Source organism: Limibacter armeniacum, from assembly GCF_036880985.1.
Lineage (GTDB): Bacteria > Bacteroidota > Bacteroidia > Cytophagales > Flammeovirgaceae > Limibacter > Limibacter armeniacum.
This window is the reverse complement of record NZ_JBAJNO010000009.1, coordinates 659,432-678,783: the sequence shown is the minus strand read 5'-3', so window position 1 is coordinate 678,783 and position 19,352 is coordinate 659,432. Positions and strand designations below refer to the sequence as shown.

Sequence of the window (19,352 nt, the reverse complement as noted above, 5' to 3'; positions counted from 1 at the left end):
GTATGAGGCTTGTGTAGAAAAGTATAATGGAGATGTTTTTCAGTACTTTATCTAGATATTATTTAGAATGTTTTAATACGTCTGTTAATAAGATTATTTGTATTTGTTTCTGTCCTATTCATTGTAGTCATTATAGAAAATAACAAACCAATCCTACCATATTACTTTACAAGACTAACTATGAATAAATTTTTTTTGCTGCTGCTTGCCTCTCTTTTTGCTTCAGTTTTTGTTAATGCTCAAGACAAAAAGCATGAGCTTTCCTTAAGTACAGGAATCCTTACGACAAGTCAGATTTTGGATACCTATCCTAACCTGATGTCTAAAATCGAAACAGATAACCCTTATCTCAGGGAGAATGCAACATTGCGTGGCAACCTGAACCTGACATATCGGTATACTGTCAACGAAAAATGGACCTTGAACTTGGCTTCAAGCTATGACCATAGTAGTGCAGAGGTACATGTAGGAGGAAGTAAAGTAGGAGAGTCGAAAAGGCATATGGTCACTTTGGCTCCAGAAGTGAGCTATTATTACTTGAGACATGAAAAGTTTCAGATGTATTCCGGCTTAGGTTTGGGGTATACATATGGCTTTGGAGAGATGATACCTGACCCGGGAAACAAGATGATGTTAGAGTATGTAGATGAAAAAATCGGTCATATCAACTTTCAGTTGAATGCCATAGGGCTAAGGTATGGAAAGCGGATAGCAGGGTTTACAGAAGTGGGCTTTGGGTACAAGGGAGTTGCCAATATAGGTATGTCTTATCAGTTCTAGAAATATATAACTTATCATTTATGTTAAAGCCACTTCAATAGGAGAGGCTTTTTCTGTTAAAAAAATCGTGTTGTGTTAATTGTTATCATAATGCGTGTTAAATGATTTGTATTCAGTTAGTTAATGTATTTATTTGTAACTATAGTAATTTAATATTGCAGTTAATAAAGGGACGGGATTAATCATTCAGAATATGGAAAAGCCAATTTGGTGGGATTTCCTGAAGCACTTGCTTTTGATAGGAGGCTTGGTGCTATTTCTGCTAGCTTGTGATGAGAAAGCTGAAGATGTAGTGCCTCTAGGCGCTGAACAGGTATTGCAGGTGGAGTTTCAGGAACAGCCTGCGATGACATACATTCGTGCATCTTTTTTTGATGCTGATACTGGTGGTTTCCTTCAACTTGCGGATGATGCTACTATTTTGGCAATGGGAGAAGAGATGAACTATTCCAAAGATGACTACTTCAATTACCATAAGTCATTTGAAGGAGTAAGCCATGCGGTTGACTTTGACCTTAACCGTCCTGACGGCTTCCATTATGAAAAAATCTTTTCATTGGAACAGGTACAGAAGCTGAGTCTTCCAGAGAATTTTAATAGCATTTCTTTAGCTGATGGGTTTGAGTTGAAGTGGGAAGGCAAACCTGTTGGGGAAGGAGAACGTGTAAGATTGATACTTAAGACGCCTAATGGTGAACTATTGAGTGTAGAAACACCATTTTCGGGAGAGCAAAGCCTGATCGTAAGACCTGACCTATTGAGCAATGTCGAAATAGGTGATGCGGAGGTGTTGCTGGAACGTATTAAGTCCGAGCAGGAAGGAAAGACAGCAAGAATTGATTTGGTTTACTCTACAGGATTCTTACCAGTAGAGATCAAGGAATAAATAGAGATTAAGATAAATGAGCTTAAAAGGGCTTTACTCAATTAGGGTGAAGCCTTTTTATTTTATATGATTTCCATATTTAGTCATATATAATTAAACTGCCTGCCAATAGCTAAAAACTAAATACCCTAATCATGATGAGATTCTCATTTATTGGCATAACACTTTTGTGCTCCTTGCTTTCGTGTTTTGTGTTTGGTCAGGAACCTAACATTGTACTGCAAACTAATATTTCTTCGGGTATTGAATCAATGGTCAGGAGTCAAAATGGAGCCTATTATTTGATTCAGGAGGGGAGTGTTCAAAAAGACTTTGCGCTGTATGACCAAGCTTCTAATATTTTACTGGGTAAAGTACATGTAGACCACGGCAGTAATCAGATATCCAATGCAGTTTCCTTATTTGATTCAGGGATCTTTTGGGTAGCCTCAACTAGAGATATTGTGGCATATAATCCAATAGATAGTAGTGCGGATACCGTTTTTAACCTTCTGGAGTATCCTGAATACATTTATACTTTTCAAGTGTTGCCTTGGGATCAAGACAAAGTGGTGATAGCTACAAAGATTTATCCTGAGCATGTACAAATGCTTTATGAGACATCTGACATGGGGCGTTTATTCATCTTTGACCGAAAGTTAGGTACAATCACCAAAAGTGTAGACTTGGATTATGAGGTAACAGCTTTAGAGGTTAATGCAGACAGAAACGAGTTGTTGTTAGGTAATAATAAGGGAGCTGTCTACCGGTTTGATACATCTTTAAATGTCTTGGGTGACTTTGCGCTATTTGACAAGCCTGTATTTTACCTGAAATGTTTTTCAAATGATCGGTTTTTGGTTATTCCGTCCTCTCAGGAAGATTACAGCTTCGGTATTGGTGAAGGAAAGTTGCGTTTTGGTCAAGTAGTTTCTGGAACACAAATTAAGGAAGTCCAATTACCTGTAGATAAGCCTAAAGAGCAGGAGAACGGCTTTATGACTTACAATCCTAGTAATGTAGTGAAGTCGGTGGCGTTTGACGGGGAAAGCTTTTATGTAAACTATGGTTATAGAAAGGTAATCAAGATCAGTACGACAGATTTTGAGCTGAAAAGCTTAAACATGGATGCGTATGAGTCTGTCTCATCTATTTTACTGAATCAGGATAAGTCAGGGCTGGTTTTTTCACATGGAAGGTTGGGTATGATCAATATCGAGACAGACCTTTCTTTATATGACTTAAAAAAGGATAAGGTGTCCTTTCAGTTTCCAAAATATGCCAATCTGAGTCAGGAAAATGCAATGTCACATAAGGTACAGCATCACGTTTTTCATGATGTTGATGGTAATGTGATCTTGATTAGGCAGTTAGCTCCAAAGAATGCTTTTTTAAGCAATGAAACCCTCTTGTTATATGCTTCCAATAGACTGTTGCCAAAAACCTTGAAACTGGAAAGAATGGCGGTCTATTTAAATGAAGGTTGTAGTAAAGCTGTTTTTATTCAGGAGAACTTTGGCAGAAAAAGGTTTAAGGTGGCATCCTTTGAGTCGTCCAAAATTATGAATGATTCTACGCAATTGGATTTTGCTCAACTGGATGAACAAAATTTTCTTTCAGATATAAGGCTCTACACGCTACCTGACAATAATATTTCTGAAATATACCGTACTGAGCAAAGTCCTGACAATGATCACTTGGTCTTTTATGTAAGGTTTGACAATGATAGGTATGGCATTGTGAGTTACAAGCTTTCAAATGGTACTTATAGTGTGTTGGCTAAGGAAGAGTTGGCTTTGGGTACTGATATAGCTATTTCATCAAGTGGCAAGTTTGTGTCTTTTGCATCAGGAGGGCTGACCAAGAAAGTTAAAATCCATGTATTTGACCTGCAAACCAATAAGACAGTCTATCAGAAAACTTTAAATAGTACAACTTCAGGTGGAGTGAAGTTTCAAAAAGGAACAGATACATTGTTCTATTACGAGTACTTTGATGAGCGTGAAAAGAAGGGTGAAAGCAGGTTGGTGAGCGTTAGTGATCTGGAAAGAAAACCCAAGCTGGAAGAAGTGAAAAAAATAGGCTATATCGCAGATTTTTGCATCCGAGAAGGTGCTAACCTGTTAGCTTTTGATAGTTATGACCATTTTGGATTGATGGACTTGGTAAGTGGGGAAGTGATAAAAGATATTGAGGTGGCTTCCGGTGTTGAACATATGAGCTACCACCCTTCAATCGATGCTTATCAGTTTGACAATGAAAATGAGTTTTACCTTATAAAGTCAAATGGAGAGACATTACATTACCTCTTTTATGAAGGAAATAAGCAACTAGCAATACTTAATAACAGGTATTACATGGCTGAGAAGACTTTGATGCCCAATTTAGGGTTTGAGTATGGTCGTAAAGGTGTGCAGTATCATGACTTTGACCTGTATTATAACAGACCTGACCTGCTATTGGCTTTTATGGGCAACAAGAACAGGGAATATCAGCAGGTTGTTGAAAAAGCTATATCGAAGCGTTTTGCAAGATTGACAGGTTCTTCAATAGTTAGGTCCTTTGATGTAGAAAAAAAGAAACCTACTGTGAAACTGCTAAATAAGCATGAGCTTCCTGAGAAGACTACGCAACGTGCGTTGGACATACACCTGAAAACAGCCTCTGAGAATGGACCTGTGGAACGAGTACATATCAAAGTGAATGGTGTCCCTGTTTTTGGTTTAGAAGGGTGGCAAATTACACCTACAGAGTCTGGGGAGGTGATGATTCCCATCGAACTTTCTCAAGGAAGAAATATGGTTCACCTTTCAGTTGAAGATAGAGATGGTTTAAGGTCTCCTCAGCAGGTTTTTACTACATTTCTTGATGATGATTGCACTTCAAAGACATATTTGATTACAGTGGCTGTCAGTACGTTTAAAGAGGAAGGTTATGATCTGACTTATCCAGTGAAAGATGCGAGGGATGTCATCCATCAGTTTAAGATGAGTATACCAGATACATTGCTCACCGTGGATTCACTATTTAATGACAGCTTAACGCCAGAAAGTTTGGAGCAACTGAAAATGAAACTAACTAAAACTCATGTAGATGACAAAGTGATCCTGTTTGTGGCAGGGCATGGGTTATTGGATGATGAGTTGGATTTTTGGTATGCGACTCAAGAGATGGATTTTGAAGATCCTGCTAAAAAAGGAATTGCTTACACAGCGTTTGAACAATTGCTTTCCGCTATCCCAGCAAGGCAAAAGCTGATGCTGATCGATGCTTGTCACAGTGGTGAGGTAGATAAGACGTCTATAAAAAAGCAGACAGAAGGTATAAGTACAGACCAAGGTGTGGTTAGGGCTGACGTATCTTCCCGTGGACTTTCCAATAAGCGGCAGCAATCAAAAGTGGGAAGCAAAAACAGTTTTGCCTTGATGCAGGCGCTTTTCGTCAATTTGAAGAATCAAACTGGTATACAAATTATTTCGGCAGCAGCTGGTGATAGTTATGCTTTGGAGTCAGACCAATGGCAAAACGGCTTGTTTACCTACTGTATGTTGAACGGAATGCGGGATGGAAAAGCAGATCTTAATCAAGATGGTAAGCTTTACCTTTCAGAGCTTAAAAGCTTTATGGATAAGGAAGTCTTCAGACTTTCAAATGGTGCACAGCAGACGACTGCTAGGGGAGAGAACCTGTTATATGACTTTCTAATTGATTGATTGTATTGCGAATAAAAAGAGAAGCCCAACTTAAGTAATTGACTTAGTTGGGCTTCTTTATTTTTACTGTATTGAGTTTGCTAAGAGATTAGCGGCTCAGGTACAGGTTTCTTTCAGAGTAAATGTTCTGGAAGAACTCGTCTCTCAAGCTATCGATGAAGTAGATGCCCTCACCTGTAGATTTCATCTCAGGACCCAATTCCTTGTTTACGTTAGGGAATTTCTCGAATGAGAATACTGGAATCTTGATTGCGTAACCTTCTTTCACAGGTTTGAAGTCGAAGTCAGTCACCTTATTCTCACCCAACATCACCTTCGTAGCGTAATTCACGTAAGGCTCTTGGTAAGCTTTACTGATGAATGGTACAGTACGAGATGCTCTAGGGTTCGCTTCGATGATGTAAACTTTGTCATCCTTGATCGCAAACTGGATGTTGATCAGACCTTTAGTCTCCAGTGCAATAGCGATTTTCTTTGTGTACTCCTCAATCTGCTCGATTACCAAGTCACCTAGGTTGTAAGGAGGCAGTACTGCGTAAGAGTCACCAGAGTGGATACCTGCAGGCTCGATGTGCTGCATGATACCTAGGATGTACACGTTTTCACCGTCACAGATTGCGTCTGCTTCAGCTTCGATAGCGCCATCCAAGAAGTGGTCAAGAAGTACTTTGTTGCCTGGGATCTCTCTCAGTGTGTCAACAATGTGGTCTTCCAGCTCTTTCTCGTTGATGACAATCTTCATTTTCTGACCACCCAATACGTAAGAAGGTCTTACCAACATCGGGAAGCCGATTTCCTCACAGATTTCCAGTGCTTCGTCAGCTGTCTGAGCTGTTGCGAACTCTGGGTAAGGAATATTGTTGTCACGCAACAGTGAAGAGAATGAACCACGGTCTTCAGCAAGGTCAAGCGCTTTGAAGCTTGTACCGATGATCTTGATACCGTAACGGTCCAGTTTCTCTGCCAGTTTCAAGGCAGTCTGTCCACCCAACTGAACGATAACACCTTCCGGTTTCTCGTGTAGGATGATTTCGTAGATGTGCTCCCAGAATACTGGCTCGAAGTACAGCTTGTCAGAGATATCGAAGTCAGTTGAAACCGTCTCAGGGTTACAGTTGATCATGATCGTCTCATAGCCACACTCTTTAGCAGCCAATACGCCGTGTACACAGCAGTAGTCAAACTCGATACCTTGACCGATACGGTTAGGACCAGCACCTAGTACCACGATTTTCTTCTTGTCAGATGGTTCTGACTCGTTTTCGTCGTCGAATGCTGAGTAGTAGTAAGGTGTTTTAGCCTCAAACTCGGCAGCACAAGTATCAACCAGCTTCCAGCTACGCTTGATACCAAGCTCGTGGTAACGGCGGTTGAATACTTCGCTTTCCAGTTTGCCCAAAAGGTGTGCGATCTGACGGTCAGCAAAGCCCATTTCTTTGGCTTGCATCATCAGCTCCTTAGGCAGCGTTTCCAGCGAATATTTTTGAATTTCCTTCTCAATCAGGACAATGTCCAGAACTTGGTGAAGGAACCATTTGTCAATCTTAGTAAGGTTGCGAACAGTCTTTAGGGCGATACCCAGTTTCAGCGCATCATAGATACGGAAAAGTCTGTCATCACTAGGGTTCTCTAAGCGGCGAAGAATTTCCTCACGGTCTGTCATTTCCTTACCGTCAGCACCTAATCCGTTACGCTTGATTTCCAGTGACTGGCAAGCTTTCTGAAGTGCTTCCTGAAAGTTACGTCCGATACCCATTACCTCCCCTACAGATTTCATCTGCAGACCAAGCTTAGTGTCAGAGCCTTTGAACTTGTCAAAGTTCCAACGAGGGATCTTAACGATTACGTAGTCCAGTGCAGGCTCGAAGAATGCTGAAGTAGTACCTGTAATAGCATTCTGAAGCTCGTCAAGGTTGTATCCGATAGCTAGCTTTGCTGCGATTTTAGCAATTGGGTAACCAGTTGCTTTCGAAGCCAAAGCGGATGAGCGTGATACACGAGGGTTGATTTCGATACCTACGATGCTGTCATCCTCAGGGTTTACTGCAAACTGTACGTTACATCCACCTGCAAACTGACCGATACCATTCATCATCTTGATGGCAAGGTCACGCATGTGTTGGTAAACAGTGTCAGGCAGTGTCTGAGCTGGAGCAACAGTGATAGAGTCACCTGTGTGAACACCCATTGGGTCAAAGTTCTCGATAGAACAGATGATGATCACGTTACCAGCGTTGTCACGCAGTAGCTCCAGTTCATACTCTTTCCATCCTAGGATACTTTGCTCTACCAGTACTTCGTGTACAGGGGAGAAGTGAAGACCTCTAGTCAGTGCTTTGTCAAATTCCTCTTCACTGTGGACAAAACCACCACCTGAACCACCCAGTGTAAATGAAGGGCGGATAACTAGTGGGAAACCAATCTCCTGTGCGATTTCCTTTCCTTCTAGGAATGACTTGGCTGTACGTCCCTTACACACGTTCACATCAAGCTCGATCATCTTGTTACGGAAGAGCTCGCGGTCTTCTGTAGTTTGGATGGCGTCAATGTCAACACCGATGATCTCTACACCATATTCCTCCCAGATACCAGCTTCCTGGCATTTGATCGCAAGGTTAAGCGCAGTCTGACCACCCATCGTAGGCAGTACGGCGTCAATCTTGTGTTTTTCCAGAATTTCAATGATGGATTTCTTTTCGAGGGGCTTGAGGTAAATGTTGTCGGCAGTGACAGAATCTGTCATGATGGTCGCAGGATTGGAGTTAATCAGGGTAACTTCAATACCTTCTTCTCGTAGAGAGCGGGCTGCTTGCGAACCTGAATAGTCGAATTCACAGGCTTGTCCGATCACAATCGGGCCACTCCCGATAATCAGTACAGAGTTGATGTGTTTTTTCCTTGGCATTCTTATAATTGTTAGCTGTTCTGCATTTCTTATCGGGATGCAAAGGTATAGAAAGTGAGGTGATTTTTAATGGAAAATTGAATAAAAATGTAATTTTTTTAGAAATGAACTAAAATTTGGAGGGCTAAAATCAATCAAATCAAGCGAATGTGTAGTGTTGTGAGATTTAAATTATGATATAGGCTATTCTTGCTACAATTTATGTAATTATGGGCTAAATGTACCATTAGGCATAAAAAAAGACCTGCCTTTTAACAGACAGGTCTTTCGAAATATGATTTATGAGTGAAGCTACTTATACAGTTTCACTTTTTTTTGGCGCAATTTCTTTTTTGTCACCCCATTCGTCATTGAAATCTTTCCAATATTGGTTAACTGTATTTTTCATATCCTTTCGAAGTAGGATAATTCCCAACAGGTTTGGAATAGTCATCAATGCAATGGCAATACCCGCCAAGGTCCAGATAATTGTAGTGTCAGCAAATGAAGCAAAGAAGAAACCTGCTACATACACAACTCTGTATGGGATAACAGATTTAGAGCCCAACAAGAATGTCATGGCCCTGTCACCATAGTAAGACCATGAGATGGCTGTAGAGAAGGCGAAAAGCAATAGTCCAATTGAAATGATATACTGTCCGTACTCTCCAAAGAAACTTCTTGTAAACGCTTCGGCTGTAAGTGGAGCACTGTGGACTAGCGACTTACCATAGATGCTGATATCACTTCCAGTATCAACTTTACCGTTTGTAACAGTCAAGCTACCTGAGTATGGTGTCTCGGTTGCAGTTGGATCAGTTGCGTCAGCGGCTTTCAGTACACGAACGTCTTCAGCGATAGAGCGAGCGTGCAATAATGTCAGTGTATTAGTGATTTTGCCCTCCACTACATTCAGCTGACCTGAGAACATAGGAACATTCTCTTTACCTGAAAGGTGGCTGTAAAGTGCATCTTTGTCTTCCTGATTGTTTTCATCATATACATATGTCAGTACTTCAAGGTCAGTGTTCTGGAATTTGTTATCCAGTTTCTCCTGCCATACACCTGATGAAAGCAAGGTAAGACCTGTAATAGTACAAATGATAATAGTATCAATAAATGGTTCCAGAATAGCTACCATACCTTCAGATACTGGCTCATGAGCCTTAGCCGATGCGTGGGCAATTGGGGCAGAACCTTGACCAGCTTCGTTGGAAAACAAACCTCTGTTTACACCACGGTTGAAGGCAAAAGAGAAACCAGCACCTAAGAAACCACCAACAGCAGCAGTTCCTGTAAATACATCTACGAAGATAGCTGAAAGGGAAGGAAGGATGTTTTCAGCATTATAGAAGATCACTGCAAGTGCACCGATCAGGTAGATCAATGCCATACCAGGTACCAACTTTTCTGTAACCTTAGCAATCCTGTGGATGCCACCAATAATCACAAAGCCTAATACAACAGATAATACAGCACCAGTAATCATATGGTCAATGCCGAAAGTGGCATACATAGAGTGTGAAATACTGTTGATCTGAGGCATGTTTCCTGTACCGAATGAAGACAGTACTGTTGCAATAGCGAAAAGAATAGCCATCCATTTCAGGTTGATTCTCTTACCAAAGACAGTTGCTTTAGCATTCTTCATGTAGTACATCGGACCACCAGCCATTGTGCCATCTTCTGACTTCTCACGGTACTTGTGAGATAGCGTTACCTCAACAAACTTGGTAGTCATACCCAAGAATGCTGTCATAATCATCCAGAATAGTGCAGCAGGACCACCTAAGTGGATCGCAAGTGCAACACCTGCAATATTACCTGTTCCGACAGTTCCTGACAGTGCTGTTGCCAATGCCTGAAAGTGAGAAGTATCCCCTTCGTCTCCGTCTTTGTCAAACTTTCCTCTCACAATTTGGAGGGCATGCCCGAAGAAACGGATTTGTGGAAACTTCAGGTAAATCGTGAAAAATAGGCCTGTACCTAACAGGAGGTAAACAAACCAGTCAGATCCGCCAATATAACTGTCTATCAGCGCAAGTAAGTCGTTCAGTTGTTGCATGTTATAATGTTATGTTTTAATACAAAAAGTAGCGGTAGTGTTATTATACTCTTTTTGATCACTAGGATTAGCAAACATTGAATAACTCGCAAATTACAGAAAATGCAGAAGAAATTCAATCCATTCTTAGAATGATTCAATATTATAAGTTTTTAATCGTTGATAAATACTTCTAAAGAAAAATGAATAAATGATTGGCTAATAGAGGGATGTAAGAACAACATTCATAGGTATGCCCAACGGCATATTTGCTTCTAAAAATGTAGGGAATGAAAGGTGGAATATCTTAAGTGTTAATGCCTCTGAATGGATAATTATCATTATTTTATCCTAAATACACTTGAACTGCATGAAAAACCAAGTTGAGATAGACACTTAGCTTATTGAAGCAAGTACTTGATTTTTCATCAGGTTTGTCATTTATAGGACACTACCCTCCATTGAAGGTACTTACCTTTACCTATTATTACTTAAAGCTGATCTATGACCAAGACAATTTCCACTAAAGTACTAGGCCGCCGAATCATGATTGCAGTGTTTTTGGGGTTATTGCTACTAACGAGCTATTTTACATACAAAAATTACCTGACAAGGATTAATACATCAGAACAGCAATTGCTTTCACGACTTGAAAGTATTGCGTGGTTAGCTGCTTACAAGTTAGATGGTAACCTGCACAGTTCGGTCTCAAGTACATTTAAGCAAAAGGATGATATCAGGGAGACTGCTCAAAATGGAGCATATAAGCATTTGCACGAACAACTGAAGTACATTAAAGAATCAAACCATTTGACCACTGCGATCTATACCTTGGTCAAGGCTGGAGATCATTTTGAATTTATAGTTACTTCATCAGAAGACCCTGCATTTAGGCATTCCTATAAGGAGTTTCCTGAAATTTTACTGAAAGATTATGACAATGGAGGGCAGATCAGTAAATATTCTTCTGAGAATGGAACATGGATCTCAGCCTTTGCGCCATTGAAGAATAGTAGGGGTGAAACGGTTGCTGTAGTTGAAGTTGATGAACGCTTTGATGCGTTTATGGAAAGTGCACTACACCTTCTGATTGAGGAGATACTGGTCTCTTTAGCAAGCATGTTGGTGATTTGGATGGTATTGTACTACTTTCTTCGAAAACTCATAATTGAGGATGAGAAAAATAAGGAAGAACTGCTAAGTTATTATGGAATAGTGGAGTCGAAAAACAAATCTATTCTGAACAGTATCAATTATGCAGAACGTATTCAACGCTCCCTAGTAACAGATGAGTTAAGCTTGAAACGTATCTTTCCTGAAAGCTATTTGTTTTATAAGAGTAAAGACAGGGTCAGTGGTGATTTTCCTTGGGTATATAGTATTCCGGGTACAAGTGAGGTGTTGATGGCGGCAGTGGATTGTACAGGACATGGCGTGCCAGGAGCATTGCTGTCGATCATAGGACATTTTTTATTGAATGATATTGTCAGGACTCAAAAACTCTTTGAGCCTCACTTGATTTTGGAGACACTTCACCGTAATGTGGTAAAAGCATTGCATCAAGAAGATGCAGGAAAGATGTCAAATGATGGAATGGATATCGCTTTACTGAAGGTAGACATTGTTAATAGAACATATGCTTTTGCAGGCGCTAACCGACCGCTTTTTGTGATTTCTGATGGCAAAGTTCAGCAATTGAAAGGTACAAGGATACCTGTTGGAGGTATTCAGTATGAGAAGCGGAAAAAGATCAGCTATGAATTGGTGGAAGGAGTCTGCAAGCATGGTGATTCTCTGCATATATTCTCAGATGGGTTTCAGGACCAGATTGGTGAACAGACAGGTAGAAGGTTTATGACCAAAAGGCTTCAGGCATCTTTTGAGCAGATGAATGGTAAGCCATTAGATCAATATGGAAATGCATTGGAATCACTTTTTGAAGAGTGGAAAGGAAGTGCCCCACAACTTGATGATGTACTGATGATAGGTGTCAAGCTCTGATCAGATGAGTTTGAACCCTAAACTTAAATGATATTCTGTGATATGAGGTCTTTAGTTGAAAAAGCAGGATTAGGAATATTTTTGGCTGGTTTTGCTGTTTTTCTAGCAAGCTTTTTTCTGGTGGATTTTCAGTTGACTGAAGCTGGAATAGAACAGCAGTTAGGTGATAAAGGAAGAGAAAGCTTGTTGAAAAGTGTAGCCGCTCCAATACTTGAAAAGCGTTTTGGGAGTAGTTTCTCCTTTTCCCAAGAATTAGAAAAAACTATTCATCAAGCTAATGCGCAAATTTTAAAGGATTTTGGAATTTCAGAAACTGAAAAGGAGAAGATCGTTCTTTCACAAGGAACGCCATTTCCAGTCGAATTTTCTATTGAGAAAGCAATATCCGCTTTGGAGGAAGGAGAACAGGCTGTTTTTAAATCATCTCAATTGAGGGCATATGGCGGTTGGATGGATGGCCGTAGTTACAATTCAAAAGAGCAACTGCTAAATGACCTCAATCAGAATATACTGAACATTAATCAGGGAATTGTTAGGGATAAAGGCTTCGATGAGTATCGTACTAAAAGCCTAAAGTATAGCTTAGCTAAGGAAGCCACTGTAGGAACTGTTAAGGATCATCCAGTGCTTTTCCTTCTTTTTACTTATGGTTTGGCTATAGTTGGTGCCTTACTTTATTTCTATGCAAGATCTCAAACAACAGAGGGTATCTCTAATGATCGGATTCATTTCAGTAGCATGATGCATAGAGGATGGATTGGAGTCTTGACAGGAACATTCCTGATTGGTTTTTACATTATACTATACTTCTTCCCACAACATATGACTGCTTGGGTAACGATGGTTGACCCGATCAGTTTTTTCCTGAAAGGAAGTGAAGCAGGCTATTTTTTCCTCTATGGTTGGCTGTATACTTTATGCGTATTGGTCATGGGGATTAGGATGATGGTTAAGTGGCGGCACAGTAATTACCATTTAGTTCGGACCTTGTCTGTAATGTTTTTCCAGACAGCTTTTGCGTTTCTGATTCCAGAAATATTGGTCAGGTTGAATCAACCTTACTTTGATTTCAAGAATATATGGCCGCTAGATTATGACTTCTTCTTTGAGTATGAATTAGACAAACTGATTGAAAGTGGGGCTTTAGGTATGTTTATGCTGGTATGGGGGATTGCACTAATTGTGATAGCAGTTCCTGTTTTGGTGTACTTCTTCGGTAAAAGGTGGTACTGTTCGTGGGTTTGTGGTTGTGGTGGATTGGCAGAAACATTAGGAGATCCATACCGACAGCTGTCAGATAAATCATTGAAAGCATGGAAAGTGGAGAGGTGGCTGATACATAGTGTACTGGTTTTTGCTGTAATCATGACCATTGGCGTATTGTATACATACTTTACCAGTAGCAGTCAATTTTTGGGAATCAGCACCTATGACATTCGCTCTTGGTATGGCTTTTTGATAGGGTCTGTATTTGCCGGAGTAGTGGGTACAGGTTTTTACCCCTTGATGGGAAACCGTGTATGGTGTCGTTTTGGTTGTCCATTGGCAGCATATTTAGGGTTGGTACAGCGTTTTAAGTCGAGGTTTCGGATTACAACAAATGGAGGACAATGTATCTCTTGCGGAAACTGTTCAACATACTGTGAGATGGGAATTGATGTGAGATGGTATGCCCAACGAGGGCAGAATATTGTACGGGCTTCGTGTGTTGGGTGTGGAATATGTGCTTCTGTTTGTCCAAGAGGGGTTTTAAAACTAGAAAATAGTGATGAGGAAACACGTTTTAATGAGCCGATATTGATTGGAAATAAAGATGTTACAATCAAGTGAAAATGATTTTCCTATAAAGTAAAGCCTCAAATACATAATGTGTTTGAGGCTTTTTATATGGTTTGGTGTGAATTAATTCGATTCATCTTCCCTTATGTAAATAATATCAGTTTGATCTGTTCAAATAATATTTAGATATGCTAGGAAGAAAGATGATAATAGGCTTGATAGGCTTCTTGTTTTTTGGTTTACAGGAGTATGTTGTGGGGCAGACAACTAGGGGAGGAAAAGGAATGACGTATATGGCAACAACGTACAGCAGGCTTGAGGTACAGGCATCATGGATTGACGATAATCTTGAACTTTCACCTACTCAGGAACAGGAATTACAAGAACATAATGAAGACTTGGTACAACAGATTGAGGAAATAAAAGAAATGGATGTATCTTGGGAGGATCAGTTAGATGAAGTTGAAAAGCTTTCAAAACATCGGAAACAGTCAATGAAAAAGATACTTTCAAAAGAACAGTATCGAAAGATGCAGGCAAAAGTTAAACAGGAACAGTTAGATTACAAACGTATGATCGCTGACAAAAAGGAAGAAATGGTCAAACAAGGTGTTAAGAAAAAAGATCTTAAAGAGAAGTTGATGACCAATAATCAAGGTAGGTTAAGGGATGAAGCGATCAATTCAACGCTAGGACTTTTCTGAGAAAGCAGAGAGATTTCTGAAATCATTTCCTATGTCAATTCTAACTCAAAAGCTTGATCACATCTACTTGCCAAATGTGTGGGTTGTATTTCCTTAAAACCAAACTTTTTGTAAAGTCCAATTGCTTCTTTTAGCACAGAAGCTGTTTCTAGTTGGACTTTTTTGAAATGACGTTTTTTGGCTTCATCCAATAGTATTTGTAACATTTTTTGTCCCAATCCCATTTTTCGAGCTTCTGGGAGTAAATACATTTTTCTTACTTCACAGATGTCTTCAGAAATGGCAAATAACCCAAAAGTGCCCACTACTTTACAGTCAAGGTTTCTGATTATACCAAAATATCCGTTGTTATTCAGATAAAAAGCTGGAATGTCTAAAAGGTCTTGATCAGTCGAATTGAAGTCAGGCTTTAAATTGTATTCTAATAAGACTGTAGTCACCACATGACAAATGGCTTGGGTATCAGCAGCTGTTGCTTTTTCAATAAGAAAGTCCATACCTGTATTATGTTATGTTTTATGCCGATTTCATTTCAGCTTTAGGGATTCCTTCAAATTAACAAAAGATGTCGCATAGCAATAAATAACATTGTGAAGACACTAGCGTAAGAGCTATACATGTTGAAACATCAGTACTGAATACCATGAAATAGCTTTTATGGCTCTCCTCTTATACCTAATTCATTTTTTTGATATCAATCACAATCAACAGCAGGCTATGAAGAAAATTACACTACTGATTTATTCCATTGTTTTGGTACCATTAGTCGTGAATGGTCAAAACATTCATACTGTGAAAGTATATACGGATTTGCCAAGTGAAGATTTGGTGGCAACAGGTCTTGTATATGATAGAACTTCAAAAAACTTGTTGTTTGTCAATAACAGTTATGATGGTGATTTATATAGGTTGGAAGTTGGAGGAACTCCAAAACTGATCGTAGACAACTGGGCAAAAAAAGCCTCAGGAAAGTATGATTATAAGGAATCAGAAGTGACAATGGTGGATGGTGTGTTGTACAGTGTAGGCAACCATACAGGTTATGGTAAAATGATACGTTGCGATCAGTCGGGGGTATCTGAAACTATTTTGACATATAGTGAAATTGGTAATTATATAGGTGATGGCGTTGGTATGGCTGCTGATGAAGACAACCAGTATGTTTTCTTTACGGAAGGGGAATATGCCATTGACAAGTTATTTAGGTATGATATCAAGCAAAATCAAGTAGACCATATTGCGACTATTCCAAGGGCAATTGCAGAAGGTTTGACTTACTCCAAAATCTACAATAAACTGTACCTAATGCTTTATGCGAAAGGGCTGTATGAAGTCGATCTGAATGGTACACCAACGATTAGTCAACTGTATGAGTTCAATATACCAAACAGCAACTCAAAAATTGCAGTAGACCCAATGGGGGAGGCTGTATACCTTGCTGTCAACTCATCTTTGTATGAGTTTTCTTTGTTGGAAGACAAAGTTTCAGTTTTGACAGATGCACTTCAACTTGAGAATTCAGGAGGATTAGCATTTGCACCGTCATCAGAAAATGACAGTACTTTCAGCCTTTATATTGGGGGAGAGGGAATGATATATGAAGTGGATAATTTTAAACCATACAATCAGGTTCCGGAGCTTAATTGCGAAGCAACAACAATAAACTTGTCTGAAGATGGTACTGTAGAGATAGATGCAAGCCAGTTGAACCTTAATATTTTTGATGATTTGAAAGTTATGGATACAAAACTTTCAAAAACATTTTTTGACTGTAATGATATCGGTACACACCAAATAGAAGTAGTAACGACTGATGTTTTGGGGTTGTCATCGTCGTGTATATGTACTGTGACAATTCAAGATAACACATCACCAACCATTATAGAGGTTCCTTCTGACCAAGACCTAGATAGGTCAAGTACTGATTCTTTAGCCACATTCTCTTTTGTAAGACCATTAGCCTCAGATAATTGTAGTATAGCAGAATATAGAATTGAAGTGGATAATAATGCAATCCTTATTGAAGATGGTGATGAAGTGATTCTGAAATGTAGTGTTGGGAATACATCGGTTTCATTTTCGGCAAAAGATCAGGTAGGAAATACAACAGTAGAGAGTTTTGTTGTTTCGGTTGCAAATCAGGCTCCGGTTGCTATTTGTAAAGATATCACTATTCCGCTAAATGAAAATGGGGTCGCACTGGTGACTGCTGAAATGGTAGATGGAGGAAGTAGTGATGATTTAGGTGTTGAATCAATGGAAGTCGATATAGAGCAGTTTGATTGTACACAGCTAGGGGAGCAAGCCGTCACTTTGACTGTCTCAGATGCAGCTGGCTTAAAAACGTCATGTCAGGCTAAGGTAACAATTGTTGATAATGCAGGCCCTACGTTTGACCATCTACCTGAAGACGTTGTGTTGCCTAGGACAGTAGGTGTGGAAAAAGTAGCGTATATGTTTTCACTGCCTGAAACAAATGACAACTGTAGTATTAGCAATATGGAAGTCTTTTCAGATAATGGAACTGAACTTACTATCGAGGAAGGTACTGTAAAAGGTTATTTCTCTGTTGGGGTTACTAAAATTGTTACTAAGGCGTTTGACAATACAGGAAACAAAAGTGAAAGCGATGTATTTATCACTGTAGAAAACAATGAGCCTACTGTAGTTTGTCAAAGCCAAACCGTTTTCCTTAATGAATCAGGAGAAGCAACCGTTACCGCCGAAATGGTAGATGGAGGGAGTAAAGATGATGTTGGAATTGTTTCAATGGAAGTTTCAAAGGGAGTGTTCAGTTGTGATGACTTGGGTACTAATATCGTTGTGTTATCAGTGACAGATACTGATGGAGCAGAAGCAAAATGTGAAACCATAATCAGTGTTGAGGATACGATTCCCCCAAGAATATTGAATGTTCCTGGAGATATGAGTCTGCAGCGAAATAAAAGTGCAGTTGTAGTCTATAAGTTTGATTTACCAACATTTGAGGATAACTGTAGTATTGCAGGTTACTCCATTTCAGCATCAAATGATACAAAGCTAAAAGAAATTGGAGGACAAGTGTTGGGTGAGTTTGATGCAACGGAAACAGTGATTGATTTTGTGGTGACAGACTTAGCTGGTAATTCAGTGCAATACAGTTTTAAGGTGTCAATAGAAAATCAGCCACCTATAGCCATATGTCAGGATATTACAGTTGAGCTTGATCAGGAAGGTATTGCGACCATTACACCAGAAATGATAAATGGAGGGAGTTCTGACGATATTGGAATTAGTTTGCTTGAGTGCAGTAAAATTAACTTTAACTGCGATGATATAGGAGTAACGCTCGTAAAACTTAAAGTGACTGATACTGATGGAGCAGAAGCAACTTGTAAGGCAAGGGTTAATATCGTGGACAACTTATCTCCTTATACGGATTTTGCTAGTGAGAATATTATAGTTAAGACTAGTGAAGGAAAGCACTTTGCTCAAGTCTCTTTCCAAAAACCAAATGTTATTGATAACTGTGGGGTAGCGTCAATCTCTTATGAAACAGACACAGGTGTTGAGCTAAATGATCAAGGAAGTGTGATGAGTGGTAATTTTCCTGAAGGAAGTACAGTCGTAAGCTTTGAAGCGTTAGATTTCTCAGGTAATGTATTGACACAATCGTTTGAAGTAAAAGTCGAGTCCACAGGCAAGTTGGACTTGGTATTTGGAGGAGGGTTGAATTGTGAAGCTGACTTACCAGAGGATATGGCTTATATGGTAGACTATTCTGAAATTCCATTTCAATTATTCAGAGTGAATGGAAAAAGGGATTACAGTTTTGTGATTGGAATTATAGCAGGAATGCGGAAGGATGGAAAGCCAGGCGTTTGGGAAGTACACGACAATTGTTCAATAAAGCCTTTAAGAGAAGGAGCTTTTAGAAACAATAGTGAATTGCCTAACCATGCTCATTCATTTGTAAAGTACAAACACGGTTGGAGACTTGAAGTGATTGGAATAGACCCTGATAATCCTTTCAAGATATTGGGAAATGCTATTAATGATGAAGGGTATAAGGTGGCAGGTGGCCAATGTAAAGCTGTAAGGGCCGATAATATTCCAGCAGGAACGGTAGTACCTATTTCTTGGGAACTTTCTAGAAGAAATTTCTATGGCAGAGTGAGAGGGTGTATGTTGGAGTATGGATGTGACTTGGTTAAGTACAATTGTTCTAATGGTTATACCATAGGTTGTGTAGGGAGTAATGTCAGACTTGCAGAAAACGATCAAGTTGAGAAAACAGTAGAAACATCAGATATACTGAAGAGTTCATTTGGAGAATCTATTGAAGTATATCCAAATCCTGCTTCCGACACATTTAGGGTAGATGGAAAATGGAAAGGAAGTAAAGAGGCTGTAAGTTTAGTTTTATATGATATGGCAGGAATGGGGCACCGAATCAGTTATTACCGTTGGATAGGAAATAGTTTGGAAGTAGACATTTCAAGGTTGGGACTTAGTACTGGAATGTATTTACTCCAGTTGTCAGATGGTGAACAAACTCATCAAATGAAGTTGGGTTTGAGATAATAAGAAAGGGCATTGAAAC

The 19,352-nt window shown here is 39.5% G+C and carries 10 protein-coding genes; 7 read left to right on the top strand and 3 right to left on the bottom strand.

The window, feature by feature from the left end; genetic code table 11:
* Positions 1-180: 180 nt before the first annotated feature.
* From V6R21_RS20545 to V6R21_RS20535, 3 genes are all read left to right on the top strand, one after another.
* Positions 181-780, top strand: coding sequence for a hypothetical protein (locus V6R21_RS20545; RefSeq protein WP_334245432.1), 600 nt, complete (start codon positions 181-183; stop codon positions 778-780).
* A 193-nt stretch (positions 781-973) separates the two neighbouring features.
* Positions 974-1,666, top strand: coding sequence for a hypothetical protein (locus V6R21_RS20540; protein WP_334245431.1), 693 nt, complete (start codon positions 974-976; stop codon positions 1,664-1,666).
* A 134-nt stretch (positions 1,667-1,800) separates the two neighbouring features.
* Positions 1,801-5,358 carry a caspase family protein gene (locus tag V6R21_RS20535; protein ID WP_334245430.1) on the top strand — a complete coding sequence of 1,186 codons (3,558 nt, stop codon included), beginning with the start codon at positions 1,801-1,803 and terminating at the stop codon, positions 5,356-5,358.
* 88 nt (positions 5,359-5,446) lie between these two features.
* On the opposite strand, the gene carB is transcribed toward V6R21_RS20535, so the two are convergent.
* Positions 5,447-8,263 carry a carbamoyl-phosphate synthase large subunit gene (carB, locus tag V6R21_RS20530; protein ID WP_334245429.1) on the bottom strand — a complete coding sequence of 939 codons (2,817 nt, stop codon included), beginning with the start codon at positions 8,261-8,263 and terminating at the stop codon, positions 5,447-5,449.
* Positions 8,264-8,558: 295 nt separating this feature from the next.
* Positions 8,559-10,307, bottom strand: a complete 1,749-nt coding sequence (locus V6R21_RS20525) for an alanine/glycine:cation symporter family protein (RefSeq protein WP_334245428.1) — start codon at positions 10,305-10,307, stop codon at positions 8,559-8,561.
* 483 nt (positions 10,308-10,790) lie between these two features.
* On the opposite strand from V6R21_RS20525, the gene V6R21_RS20520 reads away from it, so the two are divergent.
* The 3 genes from V6R21_RS20520 (at position 10,791) to V6R21_RS20510 (ending at position 14,770) form a co-directional block, all read left to right on the top strand.
* On the top strand, positions 10,791-12,287 hold the full coding sequence (locus V6R21_RS20520; protein ID WP_334245427.1) for a PP2C family protein-serine/threonine phosphatase: 1,497 nt from the start codon (positions 10,791-10,793) through the stop codon (positions 12,285-12,287).
* A 42-nt stretch (positions 12,288-12,329) separates the two neighbouring features.
* A complete protein-coding gene (locus tag V6R21_RS20515; protein ID WP_334245426.1) occupies positions 12,330-14,117 on the top strand; it encodes a 4Fe-4S binding protein in 1,788 nt (595 codons plus the stop codon).
* A 137-nt stretch (positions 14,118-14,254) separates the two neighbouring features.
* Positions 14,255-14,770, top strand: a complete 516-nt coding sequence (locus tag V6R21_RS20510) for a hypothetical protein (protein ID WP_334245425.1) — start codon at positions 14,255-14,257, stop codon at positions 14,768-14,770.
* Between the two features lie 29 nt (positions 14,771-14,799).
* On the opposite strand, the gene V6R21_RS20505 is transcribed toward V6R21_RS20510, so the two are convergent.
* The gene (locus V6R21_RS20505; RefSeq protein ID WP_334245424.1) at positions 14,800-15,267 is read right to left on the bottom strand and encodes a GNAT family N-acetyltransferase; all 468 of its coding nucleotides are present in this window, start codon (positions 15,265-15,267) and stop codon (positions 14,800-14,802) included.
* Positions 15,268-15,487: 220 nt separating this feature from the next.
* On the opposite strand from V6R21_RS20505, the gene V6R21_RS20500 reads away from it, so the two are divergent.
* The gene (locus V6R21_RS20500; protein ID WP_334245423.1) at positions 15,488-19,333 is read left to right on the top strand and encodes a T9SS type A sorting domain-containing protein; all 3,846 of its coding nucleotides are present in this window, start codon (positions 15,488-15,490) and stop codon (positions 19,331-19,333) included.
* Positions 19,334-19,352 lie beyond the last annotated feature (19 nt).